Below are 15,620 nucleotides of genomic sequence, written 5' to 3'. Positions count from 1 at the left end.
AACGCTGGTCGTAAGGTCGACGCATGCCTGGATCCATTCTCGGTACCTCCGTCCGGCGCGTCGAGGACCTCGACCTCATCACCGGGGCGTCCACCTACGTCGGCAACCTGCGGCTCGAGGGGATGCTGCACCTCGCGTTCGTCCGCTCGCCGCTGGCGCACGGCACGATCACCGCGATCGCGACGGCCGATGCAGCCGCCGCACCCGGGGTGGTGGCCGTCTACACCGCGGCCGACCTGGAGCTGCCCGCCCACCACGGCCTGATGGTGGTCAACCCCGACCTGCCGCGCCCGCCGCTCGCCACCGACCGCGTCCGGTTCGTCGGCGAGGCCGTCGCCGTCGTCGTCGCAGAGACGAAGGCGCAGGCCGTGGACGCCGCGGAGCTGGTGGAGGTCGACTACGACCCGCTGCCCGCCGTCGTCGATCCGGAGGCGGCGCTGGACCCCGGTTCCGAGCCGCAGTTCGTCGGCCGCGACAACGTCGCCGCGGGCGCCCGCTCCGACGAGGACGTCCTGAGCGACGCCGAGGTCGTGGTCCGGGCCCGCATGGTCAACCAGCGGCTCGCCGTCATGCCGATGGAGGGCAACGCCATCGCGGTGCTGCCCGGTGGCCACGACGGCGGCGCCGACGTGCTTCCTCCCGCGGAGGCGCAAGACAGCACCTCGCACGACCTGACGATCTGGGTCTCCACCCAGATGCCCCACGGCTTCCGCGCGCAGGCCGCGAAGCTGTTCGGCCTGGAGGACGACCGCGTGCGCGTCATCGCCCCGCACGTGGGCGGCGGGTTCGGCGGCAAGGCGGGGATGCTCGCGGAGCACACCGCCGCCGTCGGGGTGGCCCGCAAGCTCGGCCGCCCGGTCACCTGGGTCGAGACCCGCTCGGAGAACCTCGTCTCGATGCCGCACGGCCGCGGCCAGGTGGCCTACTACGAGCTGGGCCTGACCCGTGACGGGAAGATCACCGGCCTGCGGGCCCGGGTGGTCGGCGACGCGGGCGCCTACGCCGGGTTCGGCGGCGCGCTGTCGATGGGCCCCACCTACGTGATGAGCCAGGGCGTCTACGACATCCCGAAGATCGCGTTCGACGCGGCCGTGGCGCTGACCAACACCACCCCGATGGGCGCGTTCCGCGGTGCGGGCCGGCCCGAGGCCACCGCCCACCTCGAGCGGATCATGGACATCGCCGCCGACGAGCTGGGCATCGACCCCGCCGAGTTCCGTCGCCGCAACCTGCTCGACCCCGCGTCCTTCCCGCTGACGACGCTGCCCGGCGCCCGCTACGACGTGGGTGACTACGACCTGCCGCTGCGCGAGGCCCTGCGCATCGTCGACTACGACAAGGTCCGCGAGGAGCAGCGCACCCGCCGCGAGGCGAAGGACCCCGTGCAGCTGGGCGTCGGCCTGTGCGTCTACGTCGAGATCACCGCGGGCGGCGGGGGCACCGAGTACGGCTCGGTCACCGTCCACGCCGACGGCACGGCCACCATCTCCGCCGGCACCTCGGCGCACGGCCAGGGCCACGCCACCGCGTTCGCGATGCTCACCAGCGACAAGCTGGGCATCCCGATGGAGAAGATCAGCTTCGTGCAGTCCGACACGGCCACCGTCCCGCGCGGGAGCGGCACCGGTGGCTCGCGGTCGCTGCAGATGGCGGGCAACGCGGTGGTCATGGCCGCCGACGACGTGCTCGACCAGGCCAAGCGCCGCGCCGCCGATCTTCTCGAAGCCGCCGTGGAGGACGTCGAGCTGACCGACGCGGGCGAGTTCGGCGTCGTGGGCGTGCCGAGCACCGCCCTGAGCTGGTCGCAGGTCGCGAGCGCGGGGGAGGAGCTGTTCGCCGGCCTGGATTTCCGCCAGGCGGGCGCCACGTTCCCGTTCGGCGCGCACGTGTCGGTGGTGGAGGTCGACACCGACACCGGCCGGGTCACGCCGCGCCGCCACGTCGCCGTCGACGACTGCGGCCGCATCCTCAACCCGTTGCTGGTCGAGGGCCAGCAGCACGGCGGGCTCGCGCAGGGCGTGGCGCAGGCGCTGTTCGAGGAGATCCTCTTCGACGACGACGGCCAGCCCATCACCTCCACGCTGGCCGACTACCGGATGCCCAGCGCCGCCGACCTGTTCTGGTTCGAGACCTCCTCCACGGAGACGCCGACGCCGATGAACCCGCTGGGGGCGAAGGGGATCGGCGAGTCGGCGACGGTCGGGGCCACGCCGGCCGTCCAGAACGCGGTGGTGGACGCGCTGCGCCCGTTCGGCGTGCGGCACGTGGACCTGCCCTGCACGCCCGAGAAGGTGTGGCGGGCGATCCACTCACCGGCCGATCTCTGGCGTGAACCGCCCGCCGTCTTCGCGACGCTGCCGCTGCGCAAGGGGGCCTCCGACGCGGCGTCGGGCGGGGAGATCTGACCCGGACCTGGCCGATGTGTCAGGTCCGGTCGCCGCATCTGTCGCGTGCGGTCGACGCGTCCGGAAGGGTGTGACGGGACCCACGTTCACTTCAACGGCGAGGAGATTTCCGTGAGCTCGAGCATCGACCCTGTGGCGATCGATCGGGTGCTGCAGGACGCCGTCGACAGCGGCGCCGTGCCCAACGTCGCCGCCATCGCCGCGGACCGCAACGGCATCATCTACGAGGGTGCGGCCGGGCCGAAGGCCGCCGGCACCGACGAGCCGCTGAGCACGAGCACCCACTTCCGCATCATGTCGATGACGAAGATGGTGGCGACGGCCGCCGCCCTGCAGCAGGTGGAGAAGGGCACGCTGGACCTCAGCGCGCCGATCAAGGAGTACTGCCCCGAGTTCGCCGACGTCCAGGTCCTCGACGGCTGGGACGGTGACACCCCGCGGCTGCGGGCCCCCGCGAGCGATGCCACCGTGCACCAGCTGGTGACCCACACCTCGGGACTGGGCTACTGGTTCTGGAGCGAGGACCTCGTGAAGTGGGAGGCCGCCACCGGCACCCCCAACGTCCTCTCCGGCGCGAACGTGATCTTCACCGCACCGCTGCTGGCCGACCCCGGCACCACCTTCATCTACGGCATCAACACCGACTGGCTGGGTAAGGTCGTCGAGGCCGCCTCGGGCGTGACGCTGGACGTCGCGGTCAAGGAGGGCATCACCGGCCCGCTCGGCATGAACGACACCGCGTTCCAGATCGCCGAGGGCTGGAAGGACTCCACCACGCCCGTCCACGTCAAGACCGACGACGGCTGGGTGGACAGCGGCATCGAGCTCAACCAGACGCCCGAGTACTACGCGGGCGGCCACGGCCTGTACTCGACGCCGCAGGACTACATCAAGTTCCAGCAGGCGCTGCTGAACAACGGTGAGCTGGGCGGCGTGCGGATCCTGAGGTCCGAGACCGTCGACGCGGCCTTCACCAACCAGATCGGGGACCTCTCGTTCCCCGAGGCGATCCCCACGGCCGACCCGACCGCCACCTACGAGTTCAACGCGGGCCCCGGCTACAAGTGGGGTTACGGGCTGCTGCTCAACGAGAACGACATCCCGGGCATGCGCCGCGCGTACAGCGGGGCCTGGGCCGGGCTGTGCAACACGCACTTCTGGGTCGACCGCACCACCGGCGTCTGCGGCTCCATCTACAGCAACTTCCTGCCGTTCGTGCCGCCGGAGGCGCTTGAGCTCTACGCGAACTACGAGAAGGCGCTCTACGCGTCGCTGTAGGCAGCACGCCCCGGGGTGCGGATCGCCGCCTGCTCTTGTCAGACTCACCGGCGTGACGACGTTGGAGGAGACACGATGAGGCTGGCGACGATCCGCACCGCCACGGGCAACCGCGCGGTCCGGGTGGACGGCGACACGGCGACCGAGACCGGTGACGCCGACGTCCGGGCGCTGCTGGAGCACACCGACTGGCGGGACCGCGCCGCCGCGGCCGCCGGGCCGGCCCACCAGGTCGCCGACCTCGACTACGCCCCGCTCGTGCCCTCGCCCGAGAAGATCATCTGCGTCGGGCTGAACTACCGCGACCACGTGCTCGAGATGGGCAACGAGCTGCCCGAGTACCCCACGGTCTTCGCGAAGTACGCCCCCGCGCTGGTCGGCGCCCACGACGACGTCGTGCTGCCGGCGGTGTCGGACAACGTCGACTGGGAGGCCGAGCTGACCGTCGTCATCGGCAGCTCCGTGCGCCACGCCACGCCCGAGACGGCGAAGGCGGCCATCGCCGGCTACACCGTCATGAACGACGTGAGCGTGCGCGACTGGCAGAACCGCACCAAGCAGTTCCTGCAGGGCAAGACGTTCGAGCACTCCACGCCGCTGGGCCCGTGGCTCGTCACGTCCGACGAGGTGCCCGAGGGCGGCCTGCCCATCAGCACCACCCTCGACGGCGAGACGGTGCAGAGCTCGTCCACGGCCGAGCTGGTGTTCGGGCCCGTCGACCTGGTCGTCTACCTCTCGACGATCCTCACGCTCAACCCGGGCGACGTCATCGCCACCGGCACGCCCGGCGGCGTCGGCCACGCCCGCAAGCCCCCGCGCTACCTCACCGACGGGGCCGTCCTGGTCACCACCGTCGAGGGTGTCGGGGAGCTGCGGAACACGTGCCGTGCGGAGAAGCGGTGACACGCAGCGTCACGGAGTCCCTCGCCTGGGCCGGCGACGGCGCCGCGCACCTGCGCGGGCTGATGACGCGGATGGGCGACGACGCGTTCGCCGCCCCGTCCGCGCTGCCGGGCTGGAGCCGCGCTCACGTGCTCACCCACATCGCCCGCAACGCCGACGCCATGATCAACCTGCTGAAGTGGGCCGCCACCGGCACGGAGACCCCGGCCTACGCGAGCACGGAGGCCCGCAACGAGGCCATCGAGGCCGGAGCGACGCGCAGCCCCGCGGAGATCCGCGACGACGTGGTGGCGTCCTCCGACCGGCTCGCCGCGGTGGTGCGCAAGCTCCCCAAGGAGGCGTGGAGCAAGCACATCACGAACGTGCAGGGCCGCGAGATCCCCGCCACCGACGTCCCGTGGATGCGGGCGCGGGAGATGTGGATCCACGCCGTGGACCTCGACGTCGGGGCGTCGTTCTCCGATCTCCCGCCGCCGATGCTCACGGAGCTGCTGGCCGACGTCGCGGCCGCGATGGGCACCCGCGAGGGCTGCCCGTCGCTGCGGCTGGTCGCCGGGGGCGGGACCTGGACGGTCGGGGACGGCGCGATCACCGTCACCGGCACGGCCCCGGACCTCGCGGCCTGGCTGCTCGGACGCTCGAAGGGCAAGGAACTGCGGGCGGACGGTGCGCGGAAGCTGCCGTCCCTGCCCCGCTGGCTGTAGAAGCCCCCCTGTGAACCCCGACGTCACGGCGACCCCGGACTTCGATGCCGTCCGGGGCGAGTTCGACCTGCCCGCCGCCTTCCCGCCCGCGGTGCTCGTGGAGGCCGAGAGCGTCGCGTCGCACGGGGCGGGCCCGGACCGGGTCGACGCCACCGACGTCGAGCTGGTCACGATCGACCCGCCCGGGTCGAAGGACCTGGACCAGGCGCTGGGCGTCGTGCGCACGGACGCCGGGTTCCGCGTGCACTACGCGATCGCCGACCTCGGGGCCGTCGTCACGCCGGGCGGCGCGCTCGACGAGGAGGTGCGCCGCCGCGGCCAGACCGTCTACCTGCCCGACGGCTCGGTGCCGCTGCACCCGCCCGTGCTGTCCGAGGGCGCGTCGAGCCTGCTGCCCGACGGCCCGCGGGCCGCGGTGCTGTGGACCATCGACCTCGACGTGGCCGGGGAGCCCACGTCGGTCGACGTGCGGCGGGCGGTCGTCCGGTCGCGGGCCCGGCTCGACTACGCGGGCGTCCAGGCCGACGTGGACAGCGGAGTCGAGGGTCGCGTCCACCCGGCGATCAGCGGGCTGGCCGAGCTCGGGCCGCTGCGCCGGGCCCTGGCCGTGCAGCGCGGGGCGATCGAGCTGGAGCTGCCCGAGCAGGAGGTCGTGCCCGACGGCGACGGCGGCTGGACCGTCCGGGTGCGCAGGCGGGTGCCGGTGGAGGACTGGAACGCGGAGATGTCGCTGCTCACCGGCACCTCGGCGGCGAAGATCATGCTCGGCGCCGGGATCGGCCTGCTGCGCACGCTCCCGGCTCCGGAGGCGGACGCCGTTGCGGCGTTGCGGCGCACGGCCGCCACGCTGGGCGTCGACTGGCCGGACGGCACGACCCCGGCCCAGGTGCTGGGGGCGCTCCCGCGCGACACACCCACCGCGCTCGCCCTGCGCCGCGCCGCCACCACCCTGCTGCGGGGAGCCGGCTACGCGGCCTTCGACCAGGCGACCCCACCGCCCGCGGACCCGGGACACGGCGGCATCGGCGCGCCGTACGCGCACGTCACGGCCCCGTTGCGGCGGCTCGTCGACCGGTTCGGCACGGAGATCTGCCTGGCGCTGGTGGCCGGCACCCCGGTGCCGGGGTGGGTGCGCGCGGCGCTGCCGTCGCTGCCCGAGCTGATGGCGGGCTCCGACAGCCTGGCGTCGAAGGTGTCCCGCGCGTGCGTCGACCGCACCGAGGCGACGCTGCTGGCGTCGCGGGTGGGCGAGGAGTTCGACGTGGTGGTGCTGCGGCCCGGCGATCCCGGCGAGGTCTACCTGCAGGACCCGCCGGTGCTGGCCCGGTGCACCGGCCGGCTGGAGCTGGGGGCGACGGTGCGCGTGCGGCTGGCCGAAGCCGACCCGGCCACCGGCCGGATGTCGTTCACCGCAGCCAGGTGACCGCGGGCTCGGCGTCGGGGCGGGGTGCGGGCACCGGCCCGGCCGGGGTGCCCAGGTAGATCCACCCCGTGACGTCCTCGGTGTCGAGCAGGTCCAGGTGGGCGCGCACCTTGGGGGCGTCGCCGTACCAGCCGGTGCGCCACATCGCTCCGAACCCGCGCACGTGGGCGGCGATGGTGAGGGCGTGGGCCGCGCAGACGGCGGCCGCCCGCTGCTCCCACACGGGCACCTTGGGGTGCTCGACCGGCGCGCACACGACGGCCACGATCATCGGTGCCCGCAACGGCTTCCGGCGGGTGCGGGCGAGGTCGGCGGGGCTCGCGTCGGGGGAGCGTTCGGCGTGGGCGGCGGCGAACGCGTCGCCGAGTGCGCCCAGCCCGGCGTCGTCGATCACGACGAAGCGGAACGGCCGCAGCCGGCCGTGGTCGGGCACGGCGCAGGCCGCCACGAGGAGGTCGTGCAGCTCGGCCGGACCGGGCGCGGGGGCGGCCAGCGCGGGGCGGGACCGCCTGCCGCGCAACACTTCCAGCGGATCATCGCCGTTCACCGACCACCTCCTACGTGGGCTCCGGATAAGGCTACCCTCATCTGCGCGGACGTGCGTCCGTCATGACGGGGGAGGTACTCGTTGCGCGCGTTCCGTTACGGCCTGGAGCACGAGCTCGCGATCCTGCGCGCCGACGGGTCCTTCGCCGACCACACGGACCTGAGGTTCGACGGCCTGCAGGCCGTGGTCGACGCCCTCCCGGAGGATCCCGCCGACTACCCCGACCTGCGCGTCGGCGACCAGGGCATCAAGCGCAAGCGCTGGTACGTCGAGGGTTTCGAGCGTTTCGACGACCACGGCGGGCTCGTGCGGTGCGACCCGAAGGGCCTGGAGATCCGCACCCGCATCCACGACACGATCGACGGGGCCGTCGCGGCGGTGCGGGCCGATCTCGTGCTGCTGGACGCCGAGCTGGCCCGCCGCGGGCTCGCGACCACCGCGATCGGGTTCAACCCGCTGCGGTCGGAGTACGCGGTCGTCCCGCCGCTCAACGACTGGGAGCAGCACCACCGGATGGGCTCACCGGAGGAGCGCACGGCGTACGTCCACATGAGCACCTACGGCCCCGACCTCAACCTCTCGGGCGCGGGGCTGGACGCGGCGGGGCTCACCGACGTCGCGCGGAAGCTGACGCACTACAGCCCGTGGCTGGTGCCGCTGTCGTTCTCCTCGCCGTTCCGGGACGGGGCGCCGTGGGGCGGGATGTCGGCGCGCACGCATCTCCGCACGGGGCAGCGGCCGGCGGTGATGGTGTTCCTCGGCGACGCCGACCCGCAGGTGGCCGCCGACCCGTCCCTCACGCAGGTGGCCCGGCTTCCCGCCGAGGTGGGGCGCATCGAGTTCAAGGCGTTCGACGCCTGCCCCGACGTCGAGCTGTACGGGGAGCTGCTGAGCCTGCTCACCGGCCTGGTCCTCGACGACACGCTCCCCGGCCGCCGCACCACCCCCGACGCGGCCGCCCACCAGCACGTGGCCGTCGCCGGCCTGGCCGACGACGAGGTGCACCGGGGCACGGGCGAGCTCCTGGCCGCGGCGGAACTGGCGCTGGCCGGCCGTCCGGACGACGAGAAGCGCCTGGCCCGGCTGCGGGAACGCTGGGCGTACCGCGAGTGCCCGGCGGTGGACATGCTGGCCCGCTACGAGGCCGGCGACCAGGTGTCCGGCCTCCACCGCTGACGCCCTCGCGGGTGGGGCGGTGGGGCTCACCGCGGGGGCCCGGTCGACGCCGGGCCCCCGCGGGAGGACTGGGTTACGAGTACGAGTGGTCGGCGTCGGGGTAGGACCCGCCGCGCACCTCGTCCCCGAACTGCCTCGCGGCGCCGAGCAGGATCTCGCCCACCGCCGCGTACTGCTTGACGAACCTGGGCTTGCGGCCCCGGTTCATGCCCGCCATGTCCGACCACACCAGAACCTGGGCGTCGGTGTCCGGGCCGGCGCCGATGCCGATCGTCGGGATCACGAGCTCGGCCGTGACCCGCTTGGCGACGTCGGCGGGCACCATCTCCAGCACCACCCCGAACGCCCCGGCGGCCTGCAGCGCGAGCGCGTCCTCGATGAGGTGCTCGCCCGCGTCGCCGCGGCCCTGGATGCGGAAGCCGCCCAGGGTGTGCTCGCTCTGCGGGGTGAACCCGAGGTGCGCCATCACCGGGACGCCCGACTGCGTGAGCGCCTCGACGTGCGGCACGAACCGCTTCCCGCCCTCGAGCTTGACGGCGTGCGCGCCGCCCTCCTTCATGAACCGGAAGGACGTGGTGAGCGCCTGCTCGACGCTGACCTGGTAGCTGCCGAACGGCAGGTCGGCCACGACCAGCGCGCTCTGGGCGCCCCGGACCACGGCCTTGACCAGCGGCATCAGCTCGTCGACCGTCACGGGCAGGGTGTTCTCGTAGCCGTAGACGTTGTTGCCGGCCGAGTCGCCGACGAGCAGCACCGGGATGCCGGCCTCGTCGAAGATCTCCGCGGAGTACATGTCGTAGGCGGTGAGCATCGGCCAGCGCTCGCCGCGCTCCTTGAGCTCCCGCAGGTGGTGGATCCTCGTGCGCTTCGGCTTGCCCGCCGTGGTGCGGTAGGGCGCCTGTACCTCGGAACCGCTCGTCTCAGACGTCATCGTCCGTCCCTTTCCTCGAGGCCTCATCGGGTCCCCGGGTTTGCAGGTGTTGACGACGGAAGCGTGACAGGCGGATGACGGGCGCGCACCGGCGTGGGACGGAGTTCACACGGCCGGGCCGTCAGGATTCGGGGACTTCCCGCCGCAGCTCCTCCAGCCAGATGCGCGCCGACATGTCCGACGGCGCGCGCCAGTCACCCCGCGGCGACAGCGAACCACCGGCGGACACCTTGGGCCCGTTGGGCATGGCTGAGCGCTTGAACTGGCTGAATCCGAAGAACCGCGCCGCGAACACCTCCAGCCACTGCCGCACCTCGCCGAGGCCGTAGGCGAACCGGTCCTCGGGCGGGAACCCGGGCGGCCATTCCCCGTGCTCCGCGTCGTGCCACGCGTGCCAGGCCAGGAACGCGATCTTCGACGGCCGGAAGCCGTAGCGCAGCACGTGGAACAGCGAGAAGTCGGCCAGCGCGTACGGGCCGACGGTGGCCTCGGTGCTCTGCACCTTGCCGTCCTGCCCCGCGGGCACCAGCTCGGGGGAGATCTCGGTGTCGAGAACCGCGTCGAGGACGTCACCTACTTCGACGTCGAACTGCTTCGACGACACCACCCACCGGATCAGGTGCTGGATGAGCGTCTTCGGCACCCCGGAGTTGACGTTGTAGTGCGACATCTGGTCGCCCACGCCGTAGGTGCACCAGCCCAGGGCCAGCTCCGAGAGATCACCGGTGCCCAGCACGATGCCGTCGCGCTGGTTGGCCGCGCGGAACAGGTAGTCGGTGCGCAGCCCGGCCTGCACGTTCTCGAACGTCACGTCGTACACCGGCTCGCCCGAAGCGAACGGGTGCTTCAGCTCGGCCAGCATCAGCCGGGCCGTCTCCGTGATGTCGATCTCCTCGAACGTGACGCCCAGCGCGTGCGCGAGGCGGGTGGCGTTCGTCTTGGTTCCGGCGCTCGTGGCGAAACCGGGCAGTGTGAACGCGAGGATGTCGCTGCGCGGACGGTCCAGGCGGTCCATCGCCCGCGCCGCGACGATCAGCGCGTGGGTGGAGTCGAGACCGCCCGACACCCCGATCACGATCTTCGGCTGGCCGATGGCGCGCAGCCGCTGCTCCAGGCCGGAGACCTGGATGTTGTAGGCCTCGTAGCAGTCCTGCTCCAACCGGGACTCGTCCGACGGCACGAACGGGAACCGCTCCAGCTCACGGCGCAGCCCGATGTCGCCGGACGGCGGGTCGAGCCGGAACCGGATCTCCCGGAAGCCGTCCAGCCGGGCCGCGTGGTGGCGGCGGTTGTCGTCGAACGTGCCCATCCGCAGGCGCTCGGCGCGCAGCAGGTCGAGGTCGACGTCGGCGACCGACCGCCGCGCGCCCGTCGGGAAGCGCTCCGACTCGGCCAGCAGCAGCCCGTTCTCGTAGATCATCGTCTGGCCGTCCCAGGCGAGGTCGGTGCTCGACTCGCCCTCACCGGCCGCCGCGTAGACGTACGCCGCCAGGCACCGCGACGACGCCGAGCGCGCGAGCAGCTTGCGGTCCTCCGCGCGCCCGACGGTGATCGGGCTGCCCGACAGGTTGGCCAGCACCGTGGCCCCGGCCAGCGCCGCCTCCGCGCTGGGCGGGATCGGCACCCACATGTCCTCGCAGATCTCCGCGTGCAGCACGAAGCCGGGCACGTCGTCGGCGGTGAAGAGCAGGTCGGGGCCGATCGGGACGTCGTGCGCGCCGATGCGGACCGTGCCGCGGACGTCGTCGCCGACCGCCACCTGCCGCCGCTCGTAGAACTCGCGGTAGGTGGGGAGGTAGGACTTCGGGGCGACGCCGAGGATCGCGCCGCGGTGGACCACGGCCGCCGCGTTGACGATCCGGTGCCGGTGGCGCAGCGGCAGGCCGACGACCAGCACGGGGAGCATCTCGGCCGAGGCGGCCACCACGTCGAGCAGCGCGCTCTGCGCGGCGTCGAGCAGCGTGTCCTGCAGCAGGACGTCCTCGATGGAGTAGCCGGTGAGCGTCAGCTCCGGGAAGACGGCCAGGCCGACGCCGTCGTCGTGGCAGGCCCGCGCCGCCTCGACCACCGCGGCGGCGTTGGCCGCGGGATCGGCGATGGCGGTGGTCAGCGTGCAGGCCGCGACCCGGAGGAACCCGTGGTGGTAGCTGGAGTGGAAGTCCACGCGGCCGAGTCTGCCCGACCCGTGGGCGCCCGACGGTGGGACCCGGCCCGTCGCCGGGGTGATCGCTGGCACGATGTCCGGTGTGTCCGCCCGCCGGAGATCGATCGTGCCCGCCGTGTTGTGCGCCGTCGCGGCCCTGCTGGCGGGCTGCAGCCGGACGGTCGCGGGTGACGCCTCGCCGGACCTGAGGGGCTCGGCGCCCGTGGAGCTGGCGAGGTTCTACGACCAGGTCCTGTCGTGGGGCCCGTGCGCCGGCTTCGCGACCACGCCGGGCGACCGGAAGGCGTTCGCCGACCGGTCCTTCGACTGCGCGCGCCTCGAGGTGCCGCTGGACTACGCGGAGCCGGCCGGGACGACCGCGTCGATCGGGGTGCTGCGCCAGAAGGCCACCGGTGCGCGGATCGGGTCCCTGGTGGTCAACCCCGGCGGCCCGGGGGCGTCGGGCATGAGCGCGGTACCGGCCATCGTCGCGCCGGGCGCCCGGGCCACCCCGCTGCCGTCGCGGTTCGACCTCGTCGGTTTCGACCCGCGCGGCGTCGGGGCCAGCACCCCCACCATCGACTGCCTCGACGACGCCGACTGGACGGCGGAGCGCGCGGATCTCGACGTCGACCCGTCGCCCGCGGGGGTCGCGCAGACCGAGGCGGAGAACAGGCGGTACGCCCAGCGTTGCGCGCAGCGCTCCGGCGGCCCCGGGGTGCTGGCAGGAGTCGGCACCCGCGACGTCGCGCGGGACCTCGACATCCTGCGGGCCGCGCTGGGGGACCACCGGCTGACCTACCTCGGCTACTCCTACGGCACCCGGATCGGGTCGACCTACGCCGAGGCCTTCCCGCAGAACGTCCGGGCGATGGTGCTCGACGGCGCCGTGGACCCGGCGCAGACCGCCGCCGACCAGCTCGTGGCGCAGTACGAGGGGTTCCAGCGGGCGTTCGACGCGTACGCCGCCGACTGCGCCCCGCGGCCCGGGTGCCCGGTCGGTGCCGACGCGGCGCAGGCGACGGCCCGGTTCCAGGCCCTCGTCCGACCCCTGGTCGACGAGCCGGCGCGCACCCGCGACGGCAGGGCGATGTCGTACTCCGACGCCGTCACCGGGGTCGTCCAGGCGCTCTACAGCGCCGAGGCGTGGCCGACCCTCACCGAGGCGCTCAGCAACCTGACCGCGGGGGACGGCACGCTGCTCGACCGGATCGCCGACCTGTACTACGGCCGCGGCGACGACGGGCGCTACGACAACACGAACGAGGCGTTGCTGGCCGTGCACTGCGTCGACGACGAGCGGGTGACCGACCGTGCCGCGGCGGCCGACCTGGCCCGGCGGGTCGAGGTGGCCGCGCCCTTCGCCGACGACGGTCGCGCGGTGGTGGCCGCCCTCGACCCCTGCGCGTTCTGGCCCGTGCCCCCGACGGGCAGGCCGCACGTCCCGGAGGTGACGGGGCTGCCGCCCACCCTCACCGTGTCGGTCACGGGCGACCCGGCCACGCCGTACCAGGCGGGCGTCGACCTGGCGAAGGGACTGAACGGCAGCCTGCTGACCGTGCGGGCCACCCAGCACACCGCGTCGCTGCAGGGCAACCCCTGCGTCGACGACATCGTCAGCGGCTACCTGGTGGAGCTGACCACCCCGCCGACCGGAGCCACGTGCGATCCACCCGCGTGACGGCGGGTTCACACCGTCGCGCAGCATCCCGACCAGGGGGGAAACATTCCTGTAACACGGCGTTCCTAGGCTCCGGCCCATGGACCGCCAGCAGGAGTTCGTGCTCCGCACCCTCGAGGAACGCGACATCCGCTTCGTGCGCCTGTGGTTCACCGACGTGCTCGGTTATCTCAAGTCCGTGGCGGTGGCGCCCGCGGAGCTGGAAGGGGCTTTCGCGGAGGGCATCGGGTTCGACGGTTCGGCGATCGAGGGCTTCGCCCGCGTCTACGAGTCGGACATGGTCGCGCGCCCCGACCCGTCCACGTTCCAGGTGCTGCCGTGGGAGACCGCGGCCGGCGATCACTACTCGGCGCGGATGTTCTGCGACATCGCGATGCCCGACGGGTCGCCGTCCTGGGCCGACCCCCGCCACGTCCTGCGCCGCATGCTCAGCAAGGCCGCCGAGGCCGGCTTCACCTGCTACGTGCATCCCGAGATCGAGTTCTACCTGCTGCGCGACCTCCCCGCCGACGGCACCGAGCCGGTGCCCGCCGACAACGGCGGCTACTTCGACCAGGCCAGCCACGACGTCGCCCCGCACTTCCGCCGCAACGCCATCGAGACGCTCGAGTCGATGGGCATCTCGGTGGAGTTCAGCCACCACGAGGGCGGGCCGGGCCAGCAGGAGATCGACCTGCGCTACGCCGACGCGCTGACGATGGCCGACAACATCATGACCTTCCGGTACGTGGTGAAGGAGGTCGCGATCACGCAGGGCGTGCGGGCGTCGTTCATGCCCAAGCCGTTCAGCGCGCACCCCGGCTCGGCGATGCACACGCACTTCTCGCTGTTCGAGGGCGACCGCAACGCCTTCCACGACCCCGGCGACCCCTACGAGCTGTCGGAGACCGGCAAGGCGTTCGTCGCCGGCGTCCTGCGGCACGCGCGGGAGATCTCGGCCGTCACGAACCAGTGGGTGAACTCCTACAAGCGGCTGATCGTCGGGGGAGAGGCCCCGACCGCGGTGTCGTGGGGCCACGCCAACCGCTCGGCCCTGGCGAGGGTGCCGATGTACTCGCCGGGCAAGTCGTCGACGCGCCGGGTGGAGGTGCGCACGCTCGACACCGCGTGCAATCCCTACCTGGCCTTCGCGGTGATTCTCGGCGCCGGCTTGCGGGGCGTCGAGAAGGGTTACGAGCTCGGGGCACCCACCGAGGACGACGTGTGGTCGTTGACGGAGACCGAGCGCCGTGCGCTGGGCTATGAGTCGCTGCCGCAGAACCTCACCGAGGCCCTGTCGGCGATGGAGCACTCGGAGCTGGTGGCCGACGTGCTGGGGGAGCACGTCTTCGACTTCTTCCTGCGCAACAAGCGGGCGGAGTGGGACGGGTACCGGCGTCAGGTCACCCCGTACGAGCTCTCGACGTACCTGCCGGTGCTGTAGAGCCGCTGCGCGGCCCGTGCGCGGATAACAGTGTTCCGGTCCTGATATCCGCGCACGACCCGGAAACCGGTCGCGTGCCCGGGAGATCTCGCGGCACCCTGTCCCGGTGGAGATCGTCCTGCACGACCCTGCCGACGTCGCGGGATTCGCCGGCCTCGTGCGGCCGCTGCTCGCCTCCGACCCGTTGAGCCACACCGTGACGCTCACGGTGCTCGACGGGCTGGTGCGCCAGGGGGAGCCCGCCGAGGTGCTGCTGTCCCTGCACGAGGGGCACGAGCTCGTCGGGGCGGCGCTGCGCACGCCGGGACGCCCGTTGCAGGCGTCGGCGGTGCCCGTCGACCACGCTGCGGCCGTCGATGCCGCCCTCGCCACCGCGGATCCCGCACTGCCCGGAGTGACCGGCCCGACCGGTCCCGCGGAGGCCTTCGCCGCCGCGCACACGTCCCGCACCGGCGCCGAACGGCACGTCGACCGCGCATTGCGGTTGTTCACCCTCGGTGTGCTCGCTCCGCCCACCGATGTGCCGGGCGCCGCTCGTCGCGCCGGACCCGCCGATGCCGAGCTGCTCGCCGACTGGCGCGTGGCGTTCGGCGTGGAGGAGGGCATGCCGTGGGTGGAACCCCGGACGCCGGCCGAGGTCGTCACAGCGGGGATCGACTCCGGGGCGGGGGAGGTGCTCTGGGAGGTGGACGGGACCGCGGTCTGTCAGGCCGCGGCCCGCCCGGTGGTGGCCGGCATGTCGCGGATCGGTCCCGTCTACACACCCCCGGAGCACCGACGCCACGGATACGCCGCGGCGGCGACGGCGGCCGCCGCCCGGTGGGCCCTGGACGAGGGTGCCCACACCGTCCTGCTGTTCACGGACCGGAACAACGCCACCACCAACGCGATCTACCCGCGCATCGGGTTCGTGCCCGTCCACGACGCCGTCGAGCTGTCCTTCTCGGAAAACCGGCACTGAGCAGGGGAAACGCACCGAAGTGACCCCCCGTGAAACGGCCCTGGA

General features: G+C 73.0%; 12 protein-coding genes. 9 read left to right on the top strand and 3 right to left on the bottom strand.

All coding sequences use genetic code 11. The annotated features are described in order from the left end of the window. Nucleotides 1–23: 23 nt before the first annotated feature. From BGP03_RS01965 to BGP03_RS01945, 5 genes are all read left to right on the top strand, one after another. A complete protein-coding gene (locus BGP03_RS01965) occupies nucleotides 24–2,405 on the top strand; it encodes a xanthine dehydrogenase family protein molybdopterin-binding subunit (protein ID WP_296370633.1) in 2,382 nt (793 codons plus the stop codon). Between the two features lie 111 nt (nucleotides 2,406–2,516). After that, nucleotides 2,517–3,683: a serine hydrolase domain-containing protein gene (locus BGP03_RS01960; protein WP_296370632.1), complete on the top strand. Its 1,167-nt coding sequence runs from the start codon at nucleotides 2,517–2,519 to the stop codon at nucleotides 3,681–3,683. A 75-nt stretch (nucleotides 3,684–3,758) separates the two neighbouring features. Then, complete coding sequence (locus BGP03_RS01955) at nucleotides 3,759–4,586, top strand: fumarylacetoacetate hydrolase family protein (protein WP_296370631.1); 828 nt, start codon at nucleotides 3,759–3,761, stop codon at nucleotides 4,584–4,586. Then, on the top strand, nucleotides 4,583–5,290 hold the full coding sequence (locus tag BGP03_RS01950; protein WP_296370630.1) for a maleylpyruvate isomerase family mycothiol-dependent enzyme: 708 nt from the start codon (nucleotides 4,583–4,585) through the stop codon (nucleotides 5,288–5,290). Before BGP03_RS01955 ends, BGP03_RS01950 begins: the two co-directional genes overlap by 4 nt. 10 nt (nucleotides 5,291–5,300) lie before the next feature. Beyond that, a complete protein-coding gene (locus tag BGP03_RS01945) occupies nucleotides 5,301–6,713 on the top strand; it encodes an RNB domain-containing ribonuclease (protein ID WP_296370629.1) in 1,413 nt (470 codons plus the stop codon). Here BGP03_RS01945 and BGP03_RS01940 read toward each other — a convergent pair. Next, complete coding sequence (locus tag BGP03_RS01940) at nucleotides 6,697–7,260, bottom strand: nitroreductase (protein WP_296370628.1); 564 nt, start codon at nucleotides 7,258–7,260, stop codon at nucleotides 6,697–6,699. The genes BGP03_RS01945 and BGP03_RS01940 overlap by 17 nt on opposite strands. Before the next feature lie 81 nt (nucleotides 7,261–7,341). On the opposite strand from BGP03_RS01940, the gene BGP03_RS01935 reads away from it, so the two are divergent. Then, nucleotides 7,342–8,436, top strand: a complete 1,095-nt coding sequence (locus BGP03_RS01935) for a glutamate-cysteine ligase family protein (protein ID WP_298799723.1) — start codon at nucleotides 7,342–7,344, stop codon at nucleotides 8,434–8,436. Nucleotides 8,437–8,509: 73 nt separating this feature from the next. Here the strand turns inward: BGP03_RS01935 and panB are convergent, their stop codons facing one another. Next, the gene (gene panB / locus BGP03_RS01930) at nucleotides 8,510–9,367 is read right to left on the bottom strand and encodes a 3-methyl-2-oxobutanoate hydroxymethyltransferase (protein ID WP_296370626.1); all 858 of its coding nucleotides are present in this window, start codon (nucleotides 9,365–9,367) and stop codon (nucleotides 8,510–8,512) included. Nucleotides 9,368–9,488: 121 nt separating this feature from the next. After that, nucleotides 9,489–11,531, bottom strand: a complete 2,043-nt coding sequence (locus BGP03_RS01925; protein WP_296370625.1) for an NAD(+) synthase — start codon at nucleotides 11,529–11,531, stop codon at nucleotides 9,489–9,491. Nucleotides 11,532–11,637: 106 nt separating this feature from the next. On the opposite strand from BGP03_RS01925, the gene BGP03_RS01920 reads away from it, so the two are divergent. From BGP03_RS01920 to BGP03_RS01910, 3 genes are all read left to right on the top strand, one after another. Next, a complete protein-coding gene (locus BGP03_RS01920) occupies nucleotides 11,638–13,191 on the top strand; it encodes an alpha/beta hydrolase (RefSeq protein ID WP_298799724.1) in 1,554 nt (517 codons plus the stop codon). Nucleotides 13,192–13,270: 79 nt separating this feature from the next. Further along, nucleotides 13,271–14,614, top strand: a complete 1,344-nt coding sequence (glnA, locus tag BGP03_RS01915; RefSeq protein WP_296370623.1) for a type I glutamate--ammonia ligase — start codon at nucleotides 13,271–13,273, stop codon at nucleotides 14,612–14,614. A gap of 106 nt (nucleotides 14,615–14,720) precedes the next feature. Continuing rightward, nucleotides 14,721–15,575 (top strand): GNAT family N-acetyltransferase, encoded by an 855-nt coding sequence (locus BGP03_RS01910; protein WP_298799725.1) that lies wholly within the window; start codon nucleotides 14,721–14,723, stop codon nucleotides 15,573–15,575. Nucleotides 15,576–15,620: the final 45 nt, after the last annotated feature.

Origin of the sequence: Pseudonocardia sp. 73-21 (assembly GCF_001899645.1) — a bacterium.
GTDB lineage: Bacteria > Actinomycetota > Actinomycetes > Mycobacteriales > Pseudonocardiaceae > Pseudonocardia.
Note: the sequence above shows the minus strand (reverse complement) of the source record. Positions and strands in the feature narration are given on the sequence as shown.

Coding starts and splice junctions, on each gene's coding strand:
- BGP03_RS01965 (WP_296370633.1), top strand. CDS start 24: ATGCCTGGATCCATTCTCGGTACCTCCGTCCGGCGCGTCGAGGACCTC.
- BGP03_RS01955 (WP_296370631.1), top strand. CDS start 3,759: ATGAGGCTGGCGACGATCCGCACCGCCACGGGCAACCGCGCGGTCCGG.
- panB (WP_296370626.1), bottom strand. CDS start 9,367: ATGACGTCTGAGACGAGCGGTTCCGAGGTACAGGCGCCCTACCGCACC.
- glnA (WP_296370623.1), top strand. CDS start 13,271: ATGGACCGCCAGCAGGAGTTCGTGCTCCGCACCCTCGAGGAACGCGAC.